At 72.2% G+C, this 18326-nt stretch carries 16 protein-coding genes; 5 read left to right on the plus strand and 11 right to left on the minus strand.

What is annotated here, in order from left to right:
* Positions 1-13 precede the first annotated feature (13 nt).
* The gene (locus tag ACN26Z_RS26775; protein WP_421463920.1) at positions 14-1024 is read right to left on the minus strand and encodes a prephenate dehydrogenase; all 1011 of its coding nucleotides are present in this window, start codon (positions 1022-1024) and stop codon (positions 14-16) included.
* 345 nt (positions 1025-1369) lie between these two features.
* Here ACN26Z_RS26775 and ACN26Z_RS26780 point away from each other — a divergent pair, with 345 nt between their 5' ends.
* Positions 1370-3214, plus strand: coding sequence for a M48 family metallopeptidase (locus tag ACN26Z_RS26780; protein WP_093405101.1), 1845 nt, complete (start codon positions 1370-1372; stop codon positions 3212-3214).
* Positions 3215-3305: 91 nt separating this feature from the next.
* Here the strand turns inward: ACN26Z_RS26780 and dapC are convergent, their stop codons facing one another.
* Together dapC and fdxA are read right to left on the minus strand one after the other, a co-directional pair.
* A complete protein-coding gene (gene dapC / locus ACN26Z_RS26785; protein WP_275415530.1) occupies positions 3306-4409 on the minus strand; it encodes a succinyldiaminopimelate transaminase in 1104 nt (367 codons plus the stop codon).
* Complete coding sequence (gene fdxA, locus ACN26Z_RS26790) at positions 4406-4732, minus strand: ferredoxin (protein WP_091422126.1); 327 nt, start codon at positions 4730-4732, stop codon at positions 4406-4408. The genes dapC and fdxA overlap by 4 nt, the downstream gene beginning before the upstream one ends.
* A gap of 79 nt (positions 4733-4811) precedes the next feature.
* Here fdxA and ACN26Z_RS26795 point away from each other — a divergent pair, with 79 nt between their 5' ends.
* Positions 4812-5822 (plus strand): GNAT family N-acetyltransferase, encoded by a 1011-nt coding sequence (locus ACN26Z_RS26795; RefSeq protein WP_093405096.1) that lies wholly within the window; start codon positions 4812-4814, stop codon positions 5820-5822.
* Positions 5823-5831: 9 nt separating this feature from the next.
* Here ACN26Z_RS26795 and ACN26Z_RS26800 read toward each other — a convergent pair whose 3' ends face one another.
* From ACN26Z_RS26800 to mshB, 3 genes are all read right to left on the minus strand, one after another.
* A complete protein-coding gene (locus tag ACN26Z_RS26800; RefSeq protein WP_093405093.1) occupies positions 5832-6296 on the minus strand; it encodes a hypothetical protein in 465 nt (154 codons plus the stop codon).
* A gap of 112 nt (positions 6297-6408) precedes the next feature.
* Positions 6409-6843, minus strand: coding sequence for a hypothetical protein (locus ACN26Z_RS26805; protein WP_093405489.1), 435 nt, complete (start codon positions 6841-6843; stop codon positions 6409-6411).
* A gap of 14 nt (positions 6844-6857) precedes the next feature.
* Positions 6858-7817, minus strand: coding sequence for an N-acetyl-1-D-myo-inositol-2-amino-2-deoxy-alpha-D-glucopyranoside deacetylase (gene mshB, locus ACN26Z_RS26810; protein WP_421463923.1), 960 nt, complete (start codon positions 7815-7817; stop codon positions 6858-6860).
* 86 nt (positions 7818-7903) lie between these two features.
* On the opposite strand from mshB, the gene ACN26Z_RS26815 reads away from it, so the two are divergent.
* On the plus strand, positions 7904-10051 hold the full coding sequence (locus tag ACN26Z_RS26815) for a S9 family peptidase (RefSeq protein ID WP_093405091.1): 2148 nt from the start codon (positions 7904-7906) through the stop codon (positions 10049-10051).
* A 7-nt stretch (positions 10052-10058) separates the two neighbouring features.
* Here ACN26Z_RS26815 and ACN26Z_RS26820 read toward each other — a convergent pair whose 3' ends face one another.
* The 5 genes from ACN26Z_RS26820 to ACN26Z_RS26840 form a co-directional block, all read right to left on the minus strand.
* The gene (locus ACN26Z_RS26820) at positions 10059-11801 is read right to left on the minus strand and encodes an ABC transporter substrate-binding protein (RefSeq protein ID WP_093405089.1); all 1743 of its coding nucleotides are present in this window, start codon (positions 11799-11801) and stop codon (positions 10059-10061) included.
* Between the two features lie 47 nt (positions 11802-11848).
* A complete protein-coding gene (locus ACN26Z_RS26825; RefSeq protein ID WP_421464730.1) occupies positions 11849-12835 on the minus strand; it encodes an ABC transporter permease in 987 nt (328 codons plus the stop codon).
* 68 nt (positions 12836-12903) lie between these two features.
* Positions 12904-13911 (minus strand): ABC transporter permease, encoded by a 1008-nt coding sequence (locus tag ACN26Z_RS26830; protein ID WP_093405085.1) that lies wholly within the window; start codon positions 13909-13911, stop codon positions 12904-12906.
* Positions 13908-14921, minus strand: coding sequence for an ABC transporter ATP-binding protein (locus ACN26Z_RS26835; protein WP_093405083.1), 1014 nt, complete (start codon positions 14919-14921; stop codon positions 13908-13910). The genes ACN26Z_RS26830 and ACN26Z_RS26835 overlap by 4 nt, the downstream gene beginning before the upstream one ends.
* Positions 14922-14929: 8 nt before the next feature.
* On the minus strand, positions 14930-15907 hold the full coding sequence (locus tag ACN26Z_RS26840) for an ABC transporter ATP-binding protein (RefSeq protein WP_093405483.1): 978 nt from the start codon (positions 15905-15907) through the stop codon (positions 14930-14932).
* A 269-nt stretch (positions 15908-16176) separates the two neighbouring features.
* Between ACN26Z_RS26840 and ACN26Z_RS26845 the strand changes: the two genes are divergently transcribed.
* Positions 16177-16725, plus strand: coding sequence for a Uma2 family endonuclease (locus tag ACN26Z_RS26845; protein WP_093405081.1), 549 nt, complete (start codon positions 16177-16179; stop codon positions 16723-16725).
* Positions 16726-16819: 94 nt separating this feature from the next.
* Positions 16820-18256 (plus strand): TldD/PmbA family protein, encoded by a 1437-nt coding sequence (locus ACN26Z_RS26850; protein ID WP_093405079.1) that lies wholly within the window; start codon positions 16820-16822, stop codon positions 18254-18256.
* Positions 18257-18326: the final 70 nt, after the last annotated feature.

An 18326-nucleotide genomic window follows, 5' to 3' on the forward strand; every position in this document is an offset into this window, starting at 1 on the left:
ACCGATGAGCCGCTCAGGTCTGCGGGAGGTGGGCGACATAGGAGACGGTGCCGGCCACGTCCCGACACCCGCTCAGGTGGCCACCGGCCGCTCCGATGCCGTGCAGCCAGGCCACCTCGGCCGGTTCCGCACCCGGCGGAAACGACCTGACCTGCTCGTCGTACGGGCGGCCGGCCAGCTCGGCGCGGGCGGCACCGGCCTCGGTGTAGCGGGCGGTGAGGGCGTCGGCGTCGTCGGAACGCAACGCGCCGGCCAGTTCGTCGAGGAAGGCGGTGACCTGGTCCAGCGCGGCCAGCACCTGGTCGCGGTTGCCGCGCAGCATGTTCCCGGTGCGTTGCGCCGGGGTGCCGGCGACCCGGGTGCCGTCCCGAAAGCTTCCGGCCGCCAGCGCCAGGACCGCCTCGCGCAACGGCGATCGGTGCGCCGCACCGGCAAGCGCCCCGGCGAGCAGGTGCGGCACGTGCGAGGCGAGCGCCACCACGGCGTCGTGCCGGTCCGCCGCCATCGGCACCACCCGGGCGGCGAAGACGTCGGTGACCAGGGTGGCGAGGCGGCGGAACGCGGCCAGCCCGTCGGGTGCGGGGCAGAGCACCCACGCAGCGCCGGTGAACAACTCCGGTAGCGCCGCCGCGAGCCCCGCCCGGTCGGTACCCGCCATCGGGTGTCCCGGCACGAACCGGCGGGTCAGTCCCTGTTCCGCGGCGAACCCCACCAGCTCGGCCTTGGTGCTGCCCACGTCGGTGAGCAGGCAGTGCTCGGCGGTGGCGGCGGCCACCTCGACCAGGGTCGCGGGCAGCGTAGGCAGCGGCCCGCCGAGGAACACCACGTCCCGGTCGGCCACCGCGTCGGCCAGCCGGTCCGCCGTCGGTACGCCGGCCAGTCGGGCCTGCCGGCGGGTCCGCTCGTCCGGATCCCAGCCGGTCACGTCCACTCCGGCGGCGTGCAGCCGGAGCAGCACCGAACCACCGATCAGGCCGGTGCCGACCACCGCTGCCCGCAGCCGTGCGTCAGCCCTGAGCACCATCCGCGTACCTCGGCGTTCCCGTTGCGTCACGGAGCCGGCCGGCCCCGCGGCGGCGTGCCTGCCGGATCCCGCCGCACTGCCCCGAAGGGCCGGCGGCACGCCCTGCGTCCGCGCCCGAGGATATCGCCGGCCGGCACGACGCCCGGCAGCCGGCTGCACCGTCCAACCGGTACGCGTCGCCCGGCGCTCCGACTCCCCGTGCGCGCCCTTCCTCCTGGGATGCGGCCGGCAAGATCGAAGAGCCGGCCGAACCGGACCGGATGGGGGTTGTCCGACAAACCTCCACGTCGTACGGTCCGCTCCGCCGCCCGCAGCCGCGCGGGCACGGAACGGGGAGGAACGGCCATGGCCGCGACGTACCGGGCACTCGCCTCGGTGGTCATGTTGATCGGGTTCTACGTTGTCGCGCTGCTCCAGCTGGCGGCCGTCGCCGCCCTCGGCGTCTGGTTGTACGGCCACACGAACGGACTGGTCACCGGAAAGCTGCTGCTGCCGCTGATCGTCGCGCTGGGTGCGGTGGCGGTCGGGCTCTGGCGGGCGATCCGGACGAAGAACGAGCCGGCGCCGGGCCTGGTGCTCGACGAGCGGGAGGCACCCCAGCTGTGGGCCACCGTCCGGGAACTGGCCGACGCGGTTGGCACCCGGGCGCCGGACGAGATCCGGCTGGTGCCGGAGGTGAACGCGGCGGTCGGCGAGCAGAGCCGGCTGCTCGGGCTGATCGGCGGGCGGCGCACCCTCTACGTGGGTCTGCCGCTGCTTCAGGCGATGCGGGTCGACCAGCTCCGCTCGGTGCTGGCCCACGAGTTGGGTCACTACTCCGGCAAGCACACCCGACTCGGTGGCGTCGCCTACCGGGGACGGCTGGCGATCGAGGGCACCATCGAGCGGATCAAACCGCGCAACCCCATCGGCCTGGTCTTCAAGGGGTACGCGAAGCTGTACCTGATGGTCGACAACGCCGCGTCACGGCGGCAGGAGCTGGAGGCCGACCGGGCCTCCGTCCAACTCGCCGGCCACGAGGCGGCCACGTCCGCGCTCCGCAGCCTGCCGGCGCTCGACGCGGCCTGGAACTTCTTCACCGGCCGGTACGTGGAGTCGGGCTGGCAGGCCGGCCTCGCTCCGGACGATCTGTTCGGCGGCTTCGGACAACTGCTCCAGGCCCGCCGGGACGAGATCGCCAAGCTCCAGCAGGACGTGCCGGACCGCGAGCCGTCCCGGTGGGACACCCACCCCCCGATCGGTGTCCGGATCGAGGCGATGGCACAACTGCCGGCCGGAACGGCAGGCACCGACGACCGTCCCGCACACGTGCTGCTCGCCGACGTCCTGGACGCCGGCCGCCGGTTGCAGAGCCTCGTCATCGACATCGGCAACCGTCAGGTGCTGCCCTGGCCGGAATTCACCCACGCGGCGATCGCCGCCGGTGGGCAGCGCCAGGCGGACGGCATCTACCGGGCGGCCGGCCGATTCACCGGCGACCCCGAACCGGGTCTGGCAACCGTCCTCGACCTGGTCCGGACGGGTCGCCTGGGCGAGTTCGCCGAGCAGTTCTTCAGCGATGCCGACCGCCAGGAGGCGGCGGCCCGGTTCGCCGGGCCGATGGAGATGTTGCTGGTCAACGCCGCTATCCGCGCCCAGCGGGCCCGCTGGCAGCTGTCCTGGAGCGGTCCGGCCCAGTTCGTCGGCGTCGGCGGTGAGCCGTTGGACCTCGCCGAGATCGCCAAGCTGGCGGTCTCGGCGGAGACCCTCGATGAGGCCCTGGCCCGGCTCGCCGAGCTTGGCGTCGACCCCTCCACCGCGACCGTGGTGCAGAGCCGGGCCACCGCCGACAACGCCGGCGTCATCGGCGCCATCGGCAACGTGAAGGTCGACGGCGTGCAGCACGACCTGCTGATCCTCGACCGCGGTCTGATCCTGGTCGGCGGCCCGGGCAAGGCCGGCGACGGCGAGAAGCGGCTCAAGAACCTGCTCGAATCGACGCCGGTGGCGACGTTGGCCGCCCGACACCAGTTCCTCCCGTACGAGGAGATGGTGTCGGTGCAGGTGACCAGGCAGATCCCGCTGAAGGCCGAGGTGAGGCTGCACGGCGGCCGGACGGTGGCGCTACAGGAGTTGTACGGCAGCGTGCTGCTGGAGCGGCACAGCCGGGACAACCTGCTCCGGGTGTTCGAGCGGATCAACGAGGACTGAGCCGCCGTCGAGGCCGCTCCCCGGGCGAATCGGGAGCGGCCTCCACGGCGGTCGGGATCCCGGGCCGGGACGCCACCGCCTTCGGACGTGGTCAGGCCAGGCGGGCGGCGACCGCCGCGATCCGCTCGTCGGACTCGGTAAGCGCCGCCCGGACGTACTGCCGCCCGCCGGGACCGTAGAAGACACCGGCGGCGACCAGGATGCCCCGCCGGGCCAGCCAGTCGACGGTGGCCCAGCAGTCCTCGCCGCGGGTCAGCCACAGGTAGAGCCCCGCCTCGGAGTGCTCCACGGTGAAACCGGCGTCCATGAACGCCGCCCGCAGCGTCTCGCGCCGCGCACCGTACCGCTCCCGCTGCTCGTCGGCGTGCCGCTCGTCGCGCAGGGCCGCCACCATGGCCGCCTGCACCGGCGCCGGCACGATCATGCCCGCGTGCTTGCGGATCTTGAGCAGCTCGGCCACCAGGGCCGGATCGCCGGCCACGAAACCGGCCCGGTAGCCGGCCAGGTTGGAACGCTTGGACAGCGAGTGAACCGCCAGCACGGAGTCGTACGAGCCGCCACACACCTCGGGCGACAGCACCGACACCGGCTCGGCGTCCCAGCCCAACGGCAGGTAGCACTCGTCGCTGGCCACCACCGCACCGCGCTCACGGGCCCAGTCCACCACCTTGCGCAGGTGCGCGGCCGGCAGCACCCGGCCCGTCGGGTTGCCCGGCGAGTTCACCCAGACCAGGCGTACCCGGGACGTCGGACCGACGGCGGTCAGCGAGTCGGCGCGCACCGTGGTGGCGCCGGCCAGCCGTGCGCCGTCCTCGTAGGTCGGGTAGGCGATCGACGGGACCACCACGACGTCGCCGGGCCCCACCCCGAGCAGGGTGGGCAGCCAGGCCACCAGTTCCTTCGAGCCGATCGTCGGCAGCACCCCGAACCCGTCCGGGCCGGCGCCACATTCCCGCGACACCCAGCCCGTGATCGCGTCCCGCAGCGCCGGGGCACCGGCGGTCAGCGGGTAGCCGGGCGCGTCCGCGGCGTCCGCCAGGGCCTGCCGGATCACCTGGGGCACCGGATCGACCGGCGTACCCATGGAGAGGTTGATCAGGCCGTCCGGATGCGCCGCGGCCAGCGTGGCCGCGGCGTCCAGGGTGTCCCAGGTGAACTCGGGCAGTCGCGACGAGACCGGGGCGGGCCGGTTCAGTGGCCCTCGCCGCGGGGCGGCTGAGCGGCGACGAAGGTGGCGTCCTTCTCCACCTTGCCGATCTTCGAGGCCCCGCCGGGCGAGCCGAGCTCCTCGAAGAACTCGTAGTTGGCGCCGGTGTAGTCCTTCCACTGCTCCGGGACGTCGTCCTCGTAGAAGATCGCCTCCACCGGGCAGACAGGCTCACAGGCACCACAGTCGACGCACTCGTCGGGGTGGATGTAGAGCATCCGATTGCCCTCGTAAATGCAGTCGACCGGGCACTCCTCGATGCACGCCTTGTCGAGCACATCCACGCACGGCTCGGCGATGATGTAGGTCACCGGTCTTCTCCTCCGCAAGACATGCCGCGATCACCCGCGACGGTAAGAGCCTAGTATCTCGCCGGGGAGGAGGTCGATCGTGCTCCGAGAGCAAGACTTGGGACACCGAATCGTGGTGCGGCGTCGCGTCGGCGTACGCGGTGGTCGGCCGGTCTACTCCGATGCCCTCGGTGAGCTGGTCGAGCTGACCGAGACGCATCTCACGCTCACCACCCGACAGGGGCGGCTGCGCGTGCCGATCGCCGAGGTGCACCGGGCCAAGCGGGTCCCGGCGGCCCGGCGGCCGACCGCCGCCGCCATGGTCGAGCTGGAACTCGCCGCCGACGAGGCGTGGCCGGCCCCCGTGCGGGCCCGGCTCGGTGAGTGGCTGCTGCGGGACGCCGACGGCTGGACCGGCCGGGCCAACTCGGCGCTTCCGGTGGGTGATCCGGACCGTCCGCTGCCGGCCGCTGTCGACGCGGTCGAACGCTGGTACGCCGGCCACGGACGGCCGGCCATGGTCAACACGCCGCTGCCGCTGGCCGCGCCGGTCGGCAGCGAACTCGACCGGAGAGGCTGGGGTAGTCGCCCACCGGTGCTGGTGCAGACTGTCCCGCTCGCCACCCTCAGCGCGTCGGCACCGCCCGACGCGGTCGCGAGCGCCGCCGGCATCCCCGGCGACCCGACCGGCAGGGATGGCTCGGCCGGCCCGGTGGTCGAGCTGGCCGCAGCACCGTCAGCGGACTGGCTGGCCGTGGCCGCCGGTCGCAAGGGCGGGCTGCCGGACGCCGCGCGACACGTCCTCACCGCCGTGGACCAGATCCGCTTCGCCCACGCGTACGTCGACGGCGCACTCGTCGGGATCGGCCGGGGCACGGTGACCGGCCAGGGGCGCTGGCTCGGGTTGTGCCTGATCGAGGTGCTGCCCGCCGCACGCCGGCAGGGACTGGCCGTCCGGCTGATCCGGGCACTCGCCGACTGGGCCGCCGACGCCGGTGCGACCGACGCGTTCCTCCAGGTCGAGCAGAGCAACACCGGTGCCGTCGCGCTCTACCGCAAGCTGGGCTTCACCACCCACCACACCTATCTGACCCGCGTCGCGCCGCACTGACCCCGTCGGTCAGCGGCGGACCACGCGGCGGGGCTTGGCCGCGGTGGTCTCGGCGTACCGTTGCAGGCTGCGCGAACGGTAGTCGCGACCGAGCGTGACCAGCAGCAGGTAGCCCAGCATCGTCCCGACGGTGGTCGCCACCAGGTAGAGGCCGATCTGCGCGAAGAACGTCCCGCCGCCACCGGCGAACGGGTTGTCACCGACCAGCAGCGGCCCGATCAGCACGGTCAACCCGACCGCGATTCCGATCGCGGCGGCCACCTCGCCGGCCCAGCGGGCCAACGGACGCCGCTCACCCCAGACGAAGGCGACACCGGCCAGCATCAGGCCGATCACCACGAACATCCCGAGCGACACCCGGTCGGCGACACTGTCGTTGCCGTCGAAGCCGAACCGGATGACCAGCCGGGCGACCACGTTGACCGCGAACAGTGCGATCGCGAGCACACCGACCGCACGCCACCGCTGTCCCATCACATGCCTCCCGCCGTACGGCCCGCCCGGATGGCGGGTCTCCTGGCAGGAATATCTACCACCCGGCGCTGAGCGACGTCAGTACCGTCCGGAGGTCGGCGCCGGTGCGAGATTACCGACCGGAGGCCGGGGCCGGCGCGAGGATCGACCGGAACGCCATCACCGTGAAGGTCATCGCACCGCCCACCACCAGGGTGAGGCCGACCCAGTTGCCGACGAGCAGTACATCGCCCTCGCTGGTCCGGTCGGCGGCGATCACCATGATGGCCACCCAGGGCAGCGCCGGCAGCGCCACCGCCCAGCGACGGCCGACGGACTCGACGGCCAACCAGCTCAACGCGATGTTCGCCGCCACGGCCACGAGCACCGTGACGCCGATCAGGTATCCGCCGATCCGCAGCGGGGCGAGCAGCAGTTCCAGCACCGCGCTCAGCATCGCCGCCAGGACGGCGAACATGCCGCCGGCCACCCGCAGGCCGAGGTCCATCGGACGTCGCCACCTCCGGCTCGGCCGGGGCGGCTGCTGCTCCTGCGGGGCGACCGACATCGCGGCGGGCAGGGTCACCGGTGACCGGCCGGGGTGACCGGTCTACTGCCGGAGGTGCCGACGACGTCCGGGCCGCCGGCCGCGTCCGACGCTGCGGCGGCCACCCCGGCGAACAGGTCCGACTCCCAGCCGTACGGGCCGCTGCCCGGCCCCTTCTCCCCCAGCGCCAGGGTGAAGTACTCCACCCCCATGAACTCGGCACCGAAATTGCCGGCGATCGAGTACAGCCAGGAGGTGGCCGGGATCTGGGTGGCATGAGCGCGCATCGCCGCCTCCTTCGCGGCGTGCTGCTCGGTGGCGTCGATGCGGGCCGCGATCTCCTCGTCGGGCGTGCAGAACGGCAGCTCGGTGGCGTCGGCGATACCGGCGAAGGGGTTGTCCGACGCCTCCGCGAAGTGCGTCAGGCCGGCCTCCAGCACGCTTTGCGGCATCGCCGTCCAGTAGACCTTCGCCGGTGCGAGCCCTTCGGCGGCGGCCAGCTCGACGGCCCGCATCGTCACCCGGTGTGCCTGGATGTGGTCGGGGTGGCCGTAGAAGCCGTTGTCGTCGTACGTGATGACCACCTGCGGGCGTACCTCCCGGATGATCTCCAGCAGATACCCTGCGGCCTCGTCGAGGTCGGCGCCCCAGAAGGCCCGGGGATGCTCGTTGGTCGACAGGCCCATCATCCCGGAGTCCCGGTAGCGGCCGGCCCCGCCGAGGAACCGGTGGTCGGTGACGCCCAGTTCGGCGCAGGCGGTGGCCAGCTCGGCGATCCGGTACCCGCCGAGCTGGTCGGCCTCGGCCGCGGCGAGCCCGGCCAGCTCCGGTACGTGGATCTCACCCTCCTCGCCCAGGGTGCAGGTCACCAGGGTGACGTGGGCACCCGTGGCCGCGTAGTGGGCCATCGTCGAGCCGGTGCCGATGGACTCGTCGTCGGGATGCGCGTGGACCAGCAGCAGGCGGCGGTCAGTCAGCGTCGTCACGACGGTCACTCTAACCGGCGGTTCTCGCCTGCCGGCCCAGACGCGTCCGCGCAGGTCGCTCACATCGGGCCCGGTACCGGCCTACGATCTGGCCTGTGGACTTTCCCGAGCTGGCCGCCCGCACCCGCAGGTTCAGCCACGGGGCGCCGCGTGCCGTCTCCGTGGCCGACGACGGTGCCCGGGTGGTCTTCCTACGCTCGGCCGGACCGGAGGACCCGGCCGACGCGCTCTGGCTGCTGGACGTGGCGACCGGCACGGAACGCCTGATCGCCGATCCGGGCACCCTGCTCGGCACCGACGCCGACCCCGACAGGCTGAGCCCGGGGGAACGCGCCCGGCGGGAGCGCCTGCGGTTGACCGCCTCCGGCATCGGCTCGTACGCCCTCGACGCCGCCGGACGGGTCGCGGTGTTCGCGCTGGCCGGGCGGCTGTTCCGGGCAGACCTGGTGCATGGCGACGTGATCGAGGTGCCCGCCGTCGGGCCGGTGCTCGACCCACGGCCGGACCCGAGCGGGCAGCGGCTGGCCTACGTGACCGACGCCGCCGAAGGGGTACGTCGGGGCGAGCTACGGGTGATCGACACCGACGGCGCCGACACCATGCTGGCCGGCGAGGACTCCGGCGTGCTCTGGGGACTGGCCGAGCACATCGCGGCGGAGGAGTTCGACAGGCACCGCGGCTACTGGTGGGCACCCGACGGCCGGTCGGTGCTCGCGGCCCGGGTCGACGAGTCCCGGCTGCCCCGCTGGCACCTGCACGATCCGGCACAGCCGGCCAGCCCGCCGACCAGCGTCGCGTACCCGGTGGCGGGTGGTTCCAACGCCGAGGTCAGCCTGCACCTGCTCGACCTCGACGGCGGCTGGGTCGACGTGCACTGGGACCGGGAGACGTACCCGTACCTGACCGCGGTGCACTGGGGTGAGGGCGCCCCGCTGATCACCGTGCTGCGTCGCGCCCAGCAGCACGGGCTGGTGCTCGCGGTCGATCCACGTACCGGGGAGACCCAGGTGCACGCCGAACTGGCCGACCCCCGCTGGGTCGAGCCGATCCCGGGCACCCCCGTGCACCTGCCCGACGGGCGGGTGCTGGTCGGCGGCGAGCTGGCCCACGACGGGTACGACGCACGCTGCCTGTTCGCCGACGGCACGTTGCTCACTCCACCCTCGCTGTACGTGCGCCGGGTGGTCGGCCGGCTCGCCGCCAGCAGTGGTCCGGCGGACCTGCTGGTCGAGGCGAGCGACGGCGAGCCGAGCGAACAGCACCTGTTCCGGGTCCGGACCAGCATCGGCGGCGGCGTGGACGCCCGCCGGCTGACCAGCGACGCCGGCTGGCACGTCGGCGCGGTCGGTGGCGGTGTGCTGGTCATCGGCAGCGCCTCGCTGGATCACCCGGGCGTCCGGTGGACGGTGCACCAGGGCGATCGCGAGGTGGGCACGCTGCGGTCGCTGGCCGCCACGCCCAGCTACTCCCCGCTGCCGCTGCTGGAACGGGTGACCGACCGTCGGCTTCCCTCGGCGGTGCTCTACCCGGACAACCACGTCACCGGCCGTCGGCTGCCGGTACTGCTGGACGTCTACGGCGGCCCGGGTCACCAGGAGGTGGTGGCCGCGCGCTCGGCCTGGCTGGAGCGGCAGTGGTGGGCCGACGCCGGCTTCGCGGTGGTGGTCACCGACAACCGGGGTACGCCGGGCATCGCCCCGTCCTACGAGAAGGCCATCCACCGCCGGGTGGCCGACGTGATCCTGCTCGACCAGGTGGAGGCGCTCACCGCGCTCGCCGACAAGCATCCCGACCTGGACCTGGACCGGGTCGCGGTGCGCGGCTGGTCGTTCGGTGGCTGGCTGGCCGGCCTGGCGGTGCTGCGGCATCCGGAGCTGTTCCGGTGCGGCATCGCCGGTGCGCCGGTCACCGACTGGGCCCTGTACGACACCGCGTACACCGAGCGGTACCTGGGTCTGCCCGCCGACGGCGAGGACGTCTACGCGCACCACTCGCTCGTGGAACTGGCCGCCGAGCCGGTCACCGACCCGGCGCACGCCCGACCGCTGCTGCTGGTGCACGGCATGGTCGACGACAACGTGGTGGCGGCGCACACGCTGCGGTTGTCGGCGGCGTTGCTGGCCACCGGCCGGCCGCACTCGGTGCTGCCGTTGACCAGCGGCACCCACATGGCCGCCGGTGGCCTCGCCGAACGCCTCCTCCGCCTGGAACTCGACTTCCTCCGCACCAACCTCGGGATGTGAGTCGGGGCTACGGTTCGACGTGGGCGTCGACAAGCGACGGGTAGCCGAAGACGCTGGAGACGAAGGCCCCGCCGGCCTTGGAGCCGTGTACCAGGTAGGCCACGTCGACGTAGAGCGGGACCACCGGGGCGTGCTCCCTCATGATCCGCTCATCGAGTCGCGCCCAGTGTGGGCCCTGTTCGCTCGGTGGCAGCGCGAGGATCCGGTCGAACTCGGCGTTGATCGTGGCATCGTTGAAGTACGACTCGTTGCTGTTGCCGGTGGCTCGGATGGCGCGACCGTCATAGAGGACCGGCAGGATCGACGCGCCGCTGGGCCAGTCGCCGGCCCACGAGCTGAGATAGAGATCCCACGGGTTGCCTCTCTTCTTGATCTCGTCGAACTTCGCGTCGTCCGGGATGTTCCGGATCGTGATGACGAATCCGGCGCGCTCCAGGTTGCCCTTGAGCTGCGTCGCCACCTGCTGCTCGACGGAACTGTCGGCGGCGCCGAGGACCAGTTCGGGACGCTGCCCGCCGAGCAGTTCCCGGGCCCTGTCCGGGTCGCCGTTCGGCCCTGCCGGATACGCGTCGTACGCCCGGTGCCCGATGGTGGCCGGTGGCATCAGGGTGGTCATCGGCACCGCGACGTGCGGCCCGCCGAGCACCTTCACCAGACCCTCCCGGTCGATGGCGTGGTTCAGCGCCTGGCGCACCCGCAGATCGGTGACCCGCTCGTTGTTGATGACCAGGTGGTTGGCGCTCGGCGTCGGCGACAGCAGCGTCCGGGACCGCAGCGCCGCGTCACCCGCGACCCGGGCGACCAGCGAGGCGGGCACGTAGTCCCAGGACAGGGCGCTCCGGTCGGTGCCGTTGTCGGCGATGATCCGGTTGGCAGCGGCGTCCGGGGTCGCGCCGAAACTCCACACGAAGCGGTCCGGGTACTGGTGGCGTACCGGATCCGTGCCGGCGTCCCAGTGTTCGTTGCGCTCCATCACGATCTCGATGCCCGGCCGGTAGCGGGTGACCTTGTACGGCCCCGACGAGAAGGGCGCATTGCCGAGGTTGACCCCGGTGTCCCGGTCGGGTGGCAGGGGCGCGGTCGACGGCAGTGACGCCGCGAACGGCAGGTCGCAGCGGGGCCTGGCGAACTCGAAGCGCAACGTCCGGGCGTCCGGCGTGGTCAGGCCCGGCGGCAGCGAGCCGCGGTTGGCGGTGAAATCCCAGGCGGTGTCGTACTGCGGCGTGTCGGCCAGCCACTCCTGCAGGTAGGTGGGGCCGCCGGTCAGGTCCGGGTCGAAGGACCGGGCGATCCCGTACGCGATCTCCCTGGCCGTGACCGGTCGGCCGTCCTCGAAGCGCACCCCGTCCTTGACGGTGAACTCCCAGATCCGGCAGTCGTCGTTGACGTCGCGGCCGGGTGTCTCGGCGAGATCACCGACCAGCGTCAGGTTGCCCGCACCGTCGTCCTTCCAGGTGGTGAGGCTGCGCGCGACCAGCGGTACGGCCATCAGGCCGGCGAACGAGTACGTCCGTTGCGGATCCAGGTGGGAGATCGGCGTTTCGCGGAGGACGGTGAAGGTGCCACCACGCCGCGCGCCCGCCAACTCCGGCGCCGGGCCGGTCGAGTCCTTCGGGTCGGTGGCGATGACCCCGGTGGGTTGCCGGCCGGAGTCCACCGACGGGCTCCCGCCGGTGTTCGCCGGGCAGGCGCTCAAGGCCGCCACCAGCGCAAACGCGCCACTCACCGCAACCGCCACCCGTGGTCGCATCTGTTGCCTCCTCAGTCGTCGATGAGTCCGTGCCGTCCCGACCCGGCTCAGCCCAACCGGACCCGTGGGTCGATGACCGCGTAGAGCAGGTCCACCAGCAGGTTCGCCAGCACCACGAAGACCGCCGCGACCAGCACGGTGGCCATGATGGTCGGCAGGTCGCCGGCGCGTACGGCATCGACGGCGGTACGGCCGAGTCCCTGGATACCGAAGGTCGTCTCGGTGATCACTGTGCCGCCGAGCGCCGCGCCGACGTCGAGGCCGGCGACGGTCACCACCGGAGCGATCGCTGCGCGCAGCGCGTGCCGGCCGTACACCGCCGGACCGGACAGGCCCTTTGCCCGGGCGGTACGCACGAAGTCCTCGTTCAACGTCTCCAGCAGTTGGGCCCGGAACAGTCGGGCGTAACCGGCGGAGAAGAGCAGCGCCAACGACAGCCAGGCGAGTACCAGGCCCCCGGCCCAGCGAACCGGGTCGTCGAACAGCGACGTGTAGCTCGGCACCGGCAGCCAACCGAGCGTGTGCACGAAGACCAGCAGCAGCACCGCGCCGACGAAGTACAGCTGTAGGGAGGCACCGGCGAGCGTGAAGCCGATCGCGGCCCGGTCGATCCAGGTGCCACGGCGCAACGCCGACACCAGGCCCAGGCCCACCCCGAGCAGCAGCCACAGGACGGCCGCCGGGACGACGATGCTCAGCGTCACCGGCACCACCCGGACGAGGGTGTCGGTGACCGCCTCGTTGTTCACGTATGACCAGCCCAGGCAGGGCGCGTCACAGCGTCCGCCCTGGGCGCCGCCCAGATCCCGACCGGTGACGATGCCCAACATGTAGCCCGCGTACTGGTCGACGAGCGGATCGCTCAGCCCCAACTCCTGGCGTACCCGTTCCTGCCGCTCGGGGTTGCAGTTCTTCGGGCACATGCCGCTGACCGGGTCGCGGGGCAGGGCGAAGAACATCAGGAAGGTCAGTACGCTCACCGCGAAGAGGGCGAGCACGGCCGACAGGATCCGCTTGACCAGGAAGCGCGCCATCAGGGACGGCCCCGATCCGAGTCCGCAGGGCTCCGCCACGCTGTGCTTCTCGCGTTCATCCGGTCACCTCATCGGGGCGACTTCGGGTCCAGCGCGTCGCGCAGCGCGTCCCCGACCAGGTTGACGGCGAACACCAGCGCGAAGACCAGGACGCCGGGGAAGAAGACGAACGCCGGGTCGGTCTGAAGGTAGCCCAGGCTCTGGTAGATCATCCGGCCGAAGCTCGGTGTCTCCTCGGTCAGCCCGACACCGATGAACGACAGCGCCGCCTCACCGGTGATGAACTGCGGCACGGCGAGCGAGAACGACACCAGAATCGGCGCCCAGAGGTTCGGCAGCAACTGCCGGAACAGCATGTGCCCCGGACCTGCCCCGCTGGCCCGGGCCGCCGCCACGAACTCCCGCTCCCGCAGCGCGACCACCTGGCCCCGGACCAACCGGGCGGTGCCGGTCCACCCGAACACCGCGAAGATCACGATGAGTACGCCGACCCCGAAGGCCGGTGGCACCGCGTCCCGCTGTCCGTGCAGGCGCAGCGTCAGCGTGGGCGTCAACGCCAGGGCGACAATCAGGAACGGCAGCGCCAGGGTCAGATCCGTGATCCAGGTGACCACCGCGTCGAGCCAGCCGCCGAAATAGCCGGCCAGCGTGCCGAGCACGACACCGATCACCGCGGTGAGCACCGCCGCCGTGACCGCGACCAGAAGTGACGTCCGCAGGCCGTACACCAGCCGGATGAACACGTCCCGGCCCAGCCCCGGCTCCAGCCCGAAGAAGTGCTCCCCGGAGACACCACCGGCGTGGCCCAGTGGCAGGCCGAATCCGTCCAGCTTGCCCTGGAACTGGTCCTGCGGACCGATCCCGTACGCCAGCTCGATCAGCGGCGCGGCCAGCGCCACCAGCACGAACAGCATCAGCGTCGCCCCGCTGACCAACGCGGTACGGTCACCACGCAGCCGCAGCCAGACCAGTTGCCCGGGCGACGCCCCGACGGCCCGGCGGCCACGGGACCCGCCGGCCGCGCCGCCCGGCCCGATCGGGACCCGCACCGCGCCGTCCCCAGGTGAAAGGCTCATGCCGAGGCTCGCACCCGCTCCGGACGCAGCGGACCCGAGTCGGGGAAGTGGCAGGCGGTGGCCTGTCCGCCGCCGTCGCGCCGGGTCAGGGCCGGCTCCTCGACGGCGCACCGGTCGCGCGCCTTCGGGCAGCGGGTACGGAACCGGCAGCCCGAGGGCGGGTCGATCGGGCTGGCCGCGTCCGCGGCGAGCCGGAGCCAGCCGGCCGGGTCGAGCCGGCCGACCTGCGGCACCGCCGACAGCAGCGCCCGGGTGTACGGATGCTGCGGCCGCTCGTAGATGTCGTCCCGGTCCCCGATCTCGACGATCCGACCGAGGTACATGACCGCGACCTGCTGGCAGAGGTGCCGTACCACGGCAAGGTCGTGGGAGATCAGGACGAGGGCCAGCCCCAGGTCGCGGTGCAGTCGTCGGAGCAGGTTGACCACCTGGGCCTGGACCGAGACGTCCAGCGCCGAGACCGGTTCGTCGGCCACCACCAGCCGAGGTCCGGTCGCCAACGCCCTGGCGATGCCGACCCGCTGGCACTGGCCGCCGGAGAACTCGTGCGGATAGCGGTTGGCGTCCTCGGGATTCAGGCCGACCAGCTCCATCAGCTCCCGGACGCGCGCCTTGGTTCCGCCCGGCGGACTGATCCGGTTGACCCGCAACGGCATGGCGATGATCTGGCCGACCGGGTGCCGGGGGTTCAGCGAGGCGTACGGGTCCTGGAAGATGATCTGGAGTTGGGCGCGGAGCGGGCGCAGCTGCCGCCGCCCGGCCCGGGTGAGGTCGCGGCCGGCGAACTCGATGCTGCCGCCGGTCGGCTCCAGCAGCCGCACCAGCAACCGGGCCGTGGTGCTCTTGCCGCAGCCGGACTCGCCCACCAGAGCGAGCGTTCCGCCCGCCTGCACCTCGAAGTCCAGCCCGTCCACGGCCCGTACCGGGCCGCACCGACCACTGCCGCTCCGCACCGGAAAGTGCTTGGTCAGGCCACGGACGCGCAGCAGCGGACCGGATTGGTCGACCATCCCGACGGTCACCGCGCCACCCCCACCCGGGTGGTCTCCTCGGCCTGGCGTCGGATGCGTTCCCGAGTCGGGAGATGGCACGCCAGCCGGTGCCCGCCCGTCCCGACGGCACGCAGCTGGGGTGGCTCGGTGCGGCACCGGTGACCGACGGGTTCGGTGTGCCGGCAACGCGGGTGGAAAACGCAACCGTCCGGCAGGTCGAGCAGGTTCGGCGGCAGCCCCGGTATCGGCCTGAGGTCGGCCTCGGGGTCACCCCGCAACGACGGCACGCTGGCGAGCAGACCCCAGGTGTACGGATGCTGTGGCGTCCGCAGCACCTGCCCGGCGTGGCCCCGCTCCATCACCCGGCCGGCGTACATCACCAGCACGTCGTCGGCGACCTGACCGACCACGCCGAGGTCGTGCGTGATCAGGACGATCGCGGTGCCGTACTCGGCCTGCACGTCGGTAAGCAGCTCCAGGATCTGCGCCTGCACGGTGACGTCCAGCGCGGCCGTCGGCTCGTCGGCGATCAGTAGGGCGGGATCGTTCACCAGCGCCATGGCGATCATCGCCCGCTGGCGCAGACCGCCGGAGAGCTCGTGCGGGTACTGGTCGTACCGCCGGTCCGGCTGCGAGATGCCGACCCGGTCCAGCATCTCGACCACCCGCCGACGCGTCTCGGCGCGCCCGGCCCGCCGGTGGTGCACCCGGTACGCCTCGGCGATCTGCCGGCCGACCGGATGGTACGGGTGCAGCGCCGAGAGCGGATCCTGGAAGATCATCGCCACGTCCCGGCCACGCAGCCGGCGAAGCGCGGCCTCCGGTCGACCGACCAGCCCGTGCCCAGCGACGGTGATCTCACCGGCCACGGTGGCCCGACGCGGGTCGTGCAGGCCGAGAAGGGCCAGCGCGAGGGAACTCTTGCCCGCCCCGGACTCGCCGACCACGCAAAGGGTGCGGCCGCGCTCGACGGTGAACGAGACCCCGTCGACCGCGCGCACCATGCCGTCGGTGCTGGTGAAGTCCACCCGCAGGTCGGTCACTCGCAGGTAGGGGTCCACGATCGCCTCCCTCCGCCCACGACGAAGGGAACTACCACCGCTTCATGCAGCCGAAATTAGCTACCACCCCCGTCGTCCCGAAAGGATCCCACGAACCGTCCCCCACCGCACCACTGCCGGTCACCACCGACTGCCGCGCTGGTCGCACGGAAGGTGCGACCATGGGGGGCAGCCCGGCAGGCAGGATCCCGGCGAGACGAGCGGAGGTGACCATGACCGTGGCGGTGTTCGACCACGAGGGCCCGTGGACCGAGGAGGAGTACCTCGCCCTCGGCGAGACCTCCCAGCGCGTCGAACTCTTCGACGGGAGCCTGCACGTGACCCCAGCCCCCACCCCACGCCACCAGAACATTTCCGGTGAGCTGCACGCGACACTGCGCGGCCCGGCCAGGGAGGCCGGACTGCACGTTCTGGAGGGGGTGAACGTCCGGCTCCGACCCGGCCGCATCCCCATTCCCGACCTGGTCATCACCGGCCCGATCGACTTCGACGCGCCAAACGTGGAGGCCGTCGACGTCCATCTCGTCTGCGAGATCATCTCGCCGAGCAACGCGGCCACCGACAAGGTGCTCAAGATGCACTACTACGCCGCCGCGGGCATCGAGTGGTACCTGCTCATCGAGCAGGCGAGCGGCGCTCTCCACCTTTACCGCAAACGCGGTCGGCACTACGTGGTGGAGAGTGCGACCGAGCCGGGCCAGGTTCTGGTGCTCACCGAACCAGTCAAAGCGACCATCCGGCCTGAGGACCTGCTTCCCTGACGGTTGTCGGTCGGGTCGCCTAGGGTCGGGCCATGAGCGACCGCATGGACACCGGGGCAACGCGTCTCGTGAACGCGCACGATGAGGCGTCGCCGTGAGCGAATTCGAGGTGGCCGAGGCGGCGGTGCAGGCGGCGCTGGACGCTGGTGCCCGGTACGCCGACGTTCGGGTGATGCACCGGCGCTACGAGTCGATGACCGCCCGCAACGGCGACATCGAGTCGCTCGACCAGGACGAGAGCGTCGGTCTGGGCGTACGCGCGTTGGTGGGTTCGAGTTGGGGCTTCCACGCCGTGCCGGAGCTGTCCGACCTGGCCGCCCGCGACGCCGGCCACCGGGCCGCGCGGACCGCGGCGGTCAGTGCGCTGGTCTCCGGCCCACCCGTCGACCTGGTCGCGTCCACCCCGGTCACGGCGAGCTGGTCCTCGCCCTGCGAGGTCGACCCGCTCGGCGTCTCCCTCGCCGTCAAGGGCGACCTGCTGGTGGCCGCCACCCGCACCATGACCGAGCACGGTGCCGACCTCGCCGAGGGGCTCTACCAGATCTGGGACACCGCCAAGTGGTTCGTCTCCAGCGAGGGGCACCGCATCGACCAGCGCATCCGCGAGTGCGGCGGTGGCATCTCGGCCACTTCCGTCGGCGCCGGTGAGACCCAACGCCGGTCCTGGCCGAGCTACCGCGGCCAGTACGGCACCACCGGCTGGGAGCTCGTCGACTCGCTGGAGCTGACCGCACACGCGGCACGGATCGCCGAGGAGTCGCGGGCACTGCTGACCGCACCGCTCTGCCCCAGCGGCGAGACCGATCTGATCCTCGGCGGCGAGCAGTTGGCCCTGCAGATCCACGAGTCGGTCGGGCACGCCATCGAGTTGGACCGGATCCTCGGCTGGGAGGCGGCCTTCGCCGGCACCTCATGGCTGGATCTCGCGCAGCTCGGTTCGCTGCGGTACGGCTCCGAGCTGATGAGCATCACCATCGACCCGACCATCCCCGGCGCCCTGGGCAGTTTCGGCTACGACGACGAGGGCTCACCGGCGGTCAAGCGCGACGCGGTGCGGGACGGCCGCTGGGTGGGCGTGCTGGCGGGCCGGGACTCGGCCGCCGTCGCGGGCCTCGATCACGGCGGCAGCGTACGCGCCGACGGGTGGGCGCGACTGCCGATGGTACGGATGACAAACGTGGGCCTGGAACCGGGCCCGCACACCCTGGAGGAGATCGTCGCCGCCACCGACGAGGGGGTGCTGATGGACGTCAACCGTTCCTGGTCCATCGACGACAAGCGGCTGAACTTCCAGTTCGGCTGCGAGATCGGCTGGGAGATCCGCAACGGCCGGCGCGGACGGATGCTGCGCAACCCGACGTACACCGGTATCGGTCCGCTGTTCTGGCGTTCGATGGACATGCTCTCCTCGGAGACGGTGCCGTGGGGCACCCCGAACTGCGGCAAGGGCCAGCCCGGCCAGATCGGGCACACCGGGCACCCGTCGGCACCGGCCCGCTTCCGCAACGTCCGGGTGGGGGTACGCGCGTGACCGAACATGAGCGGGCCACCCGTCGACACGCCGTGGTGACGCCGTACGTCGTCGCCGACCACCGGGAGGC

The sequence above is a fragment of the Verrucosispora sp. WMMD703 genome (genome assembly GCF_049178935.1).
GTDB lineage: Bacteria > Actinomycetota > Actinomycetes > Mycobacteriales > Micromonosporaceae > Micromonospora > Micromonospora sediminimaris.

Excerpts from the sequence above, each read along its gene's own strand:
- ACN26Z_RS26775 (WP_421463920.1), bottom strand. The coding sequence starts at position 1,024 with ATGGTGCTCAGGGCTGACGCACGGCTGCGGGCAGCGGTGGTCGGCACC.
- ACN26Z_RS26780 (WP_093405101.1), top strand. The coding sequence starts at position 1,370 with ATGGCCGCGACGTACCGGGCACTCGCCTCGGTGGTCATGTTGATCGGG.
- ACN26Z_RS26800 (WP_093405093.1), bottom strand. The coding sequence starts at position 6,296 with ATGGGACAGCGGTGGCGTGCGGTCGGTGTGCTCGCGATCGCACTGTTC.
- ACN26Z_RS26805 (WP_093405489.1), bottom strand. The coding sequence starts at position 6,843 with ATGTCGGTCGCCCCGCAGGAGCAGCAGCCGCCCCGGCCGAGCCGGAGG.
- ACN26Z_RS26820 (WP_093405089.1), bottom strand. The coding sequence starts at position 11,801 with ATGCGACCACGGGTGGCGGTTGCGGTGAGTGGCGCGTTTGCGCTGGTG.
- ACN26Z_RS26825 (WP_421464730.1), bottom strand. The coding sequence starts at position 12,835 with ATGGCGCGCTTCCTGGTCAAGCGGATCCTGTCGGCCGTGCTCGCCCTC.
- ACN26Z_RS26830 (WP_093405085.1), bottom strand. The coding sequence starts at position 13,911 with ATGAGCCTTTCACCTGGGGACGGCGCGGTGCGGGTCCCGATCGGGCCG.
- ACN26Z_RS26835 (WP_093405083.1), bottom strand. The coding sequence starts at position 14,921 with ATGGTCGACCAATCCGGTCCGCTGCTGCGCGTCCGTGGCCTGACCAAG.
- ACN26Z_RS26840 (WP_093405483.1), bottom strand. The coding sequence starts at position 15,907 with ATGGTGCGCGCGGTCGACGGGGTCTCGTTCACCGTCGAGCGCGGCCGC.
- ACN26Z_RS26845 (WP_093405081.1), top strand. The coding sequence starts at position 16,177 with ATGACCGTGGCGGTGTTCGACCACGAGGGCCCGTGGACCGAGGAGGAG.